At 72.1% G+C, this 2,538-nt stretch carries 1 protein-coding gene and 1 pseudogene (1 of these 2 only partly in view); both read left to right on the forward strand.

Features of this window, described 5'->3' with window-relative positions; translation table 11 throughout:
* Window positions 1-1,599, forward strand: a 1,599-nt coding sequence (locus tag ABS52_19670) for a hypothetical protein (protein ODS99721.1), incomplete at its 5' end; no start/stop codon positions are given.
* 19 nt (window positions 1,600-1,618) lie between these two features.
* Window positions 1,619-2,538: pseudogene (locus ABS52_19675) on the forward strand (hypothetical protein); it runs 79 nt beyond the window's last position.

Consider the following 2,538-nt stretch of genomic DNA (forward strand, 5'->3'; position numbering starts at 1 on the left):
CTCCGCGCCGACAGCGTCTTCCAGCGCTTCGATCGCACCGACTCGCCGGGGTGCGCGGTCGGCGTCTACCAGGACGGCAGGATCCTCTACGCGCGCGGCTACGGGATGGCGAGCCTGGAGTCTGGGGTGGCGCTCTCGCCGCGATCGGTGCTCGACATCGGGTCCATCTCGAAGCAGTTCACGGCCATGGCCATCCTCATGCTGCAGCAGGAGGGGAAGCTCTCCATCGACGACCCGATCCGGAAATACATCCCCGAGATGCCGGCCTACGCGGACCGCGTCACCATCCGGCGCGCGCTGAGCCAGACCAGCGGGCTGCGCGACCTGTACGTGATGTGGGGACAGACGGGGCGCACCTTCGCGGGCGACACGATCGACGCCCTGCGCGTCATCACCCGCTCGGCCGAGCCCAACTACGAGCCCGGCGCGCGCTACCTGTACACCAACTCGGGGTGGATCCTCGCCGCGCAAATCGTCTACCGCCTCACCGGGAAGACGCTGGCGCAGTTCGCCGACGAGCGCATCTTCAAGCCGTTAGGCATGCTCGACACGCGGTACCTGGGCGATGCGGCAATGGTGATCCCCAACCTCGCCACCGGCTATGCCCCGCGGCAGGGGGGAGGCTTCCGGGTGGCGCGCTCGTGGTACGACGGGGCCATCATGGGGGCCGGCGCCGTGCAGACGACGGTCGAGGACTTCGGCCGCTGGCTCGACAACTACGACGCCGCCACGGTCGGCGGGCGCGACATCATCGCGACGATGAAGACGGCCACCACGCTCAACGACGGGTCGCCGGCCACCTCGGGACCGACGCAGGCGTACGCCGTGGGGCTCAACGTGGGGACGCTGCGCGGGCTGCGCGTCGTCTCGCACGGCGGGAGCTGGGCCGGCTACCGCGGGCACTTCCTCCGCTTCCCCGACCAGCGCTTCGCCGTCGCCACGTTCTGCAACCTCACCACCTCGGGGCCCGACTCGCTCGCCCGCAAGGTGGCCGGGATCTACCTCGGCGACCGGATGCACCCCGACAGCGCCGCGGCGTGGACGGCGGCCCTCGCCGCCGCTCCGCGCGCCGACGTCCCCGCCTCGAGCCTGCGCGCCCTGGCCGGGGTGTGGCGCAACGTGGAACGCGGCGAGGTGCGGCGCCTGCGGCTGGCGGGCGACACGCTGCTCTCGGTTGGAATGGAACGCGCGCCGGTCGTCCCGCTGGACGGCGGGCGGTTCCGGACCGGACCGGGGACCGAGCTCCGCTTCGAGGGGAGTGCCGCCGCGCCTTCGCGGATGATCGTCCGCACCACGGGCGAGACGGTGACGTACCTGCGCGCCGACACCGCGCAGCTCACCCCCGCCGGGCTCGCCGAGTATGCCGGCGACTACCGGAACGACGAGGTGGAAGCGACGCACACCTGGAAGGTGGAAAAGGGGGAGCTGGTCCTGTACACGAACAACCGCCGCATGGGCGTGCTCGAGCCCAGCTACAAGGACGGCTTCACGCGCGGCGGGAGCGTGATCGACGTGCAGCGGGATGCCAGGGGGCGCATCACCGGCTACCTGGTGGAGTCGGGGCGCGTTAGGCACCTCCGCTTCACCCGGGTGAGGTGAGCGGGCGCCGATAGCGGGGATGGTGTGCGGGGCGCGTCGCGCATACCATGCGCCCATGCGACCGCACACCCCCGCCATCGTCCTTGCGCTCTTCCTCGCCGTCACGTACACCTCCCCTGCCCTGTCCCAGCAGGCGCTGGACACCGTGCGCATCAGCACGCGCGCCACCGACAAGGGGGGCTTCTCGCTCGAGGTCCTCGACCGCGAAACGCTGGACCGCCTCCCTGCCCTTGCCCTCCCGCAGCTCCTGGCGCGCGCCCTCGGCGTCGACGTCCAGGCGCGTTCCGCCGCCTCGGCCGACGTATCGGTGCGTGGCGGCTCGTACCAGCAGGCGCTGATCCTTCTCGACGGCGTGCGCGTCACCGACGCACAGACCGCCCACTTCTCGCTCGACCTCCCCGTCCCGCTCGACGACATCGAACGGATCGAGATCCTCCGCGGCGGAGCCTCGGCGCTGCACGGCCCCGACGCCGCCGGGGGCGTCGTCAACATCGTCACGCGCCGCGGCACGTCGCGGTCCATCCGCGTCGAGGGGGGGAGCTTCGGCACCGGGCGCGTGGCGCTGGCGGGGGGGATCGGCGGCGAGCGCGGCTCGGCGCGCATGGCCGCCGAATACGCCACGTCCGACGGCGCGCGCGCGGGGACCGACTACGACACCAGGCAGCTGCGCATCGGGCTCGATCGCTCGCTGGGAGGGACGCGGCTGGCGCTCGACGGCGGATTTGCGCGCCGCGCCTTCGGCGCCAACGCCTTCTATGGACCTTACGATTCGTTCGAGACGACCGAGACCGGGACGCTGGCGCTGCGCGCCGAGCGTGCCGCGGGCGCCGGGCGCAGCGTGCAGGCCATGGCGAGCTGGCGGCGGCACGACGACGACTTCATCCTGCGGCGCGAGGCGCCAGAGGCGTATCGCAACCTGCACACCAACACCATGCTCCT

The sequence above is a fragment of the Gemmatimonadetes bacterium SCN 70-22 genome (assembly GCA_001724275.1).
GTDB lineage: Bacteria > Gemmatimonadota > Gemmatimonadetes > Gemmatimonadales > Gemmatimonadaceae > SCN-70-22.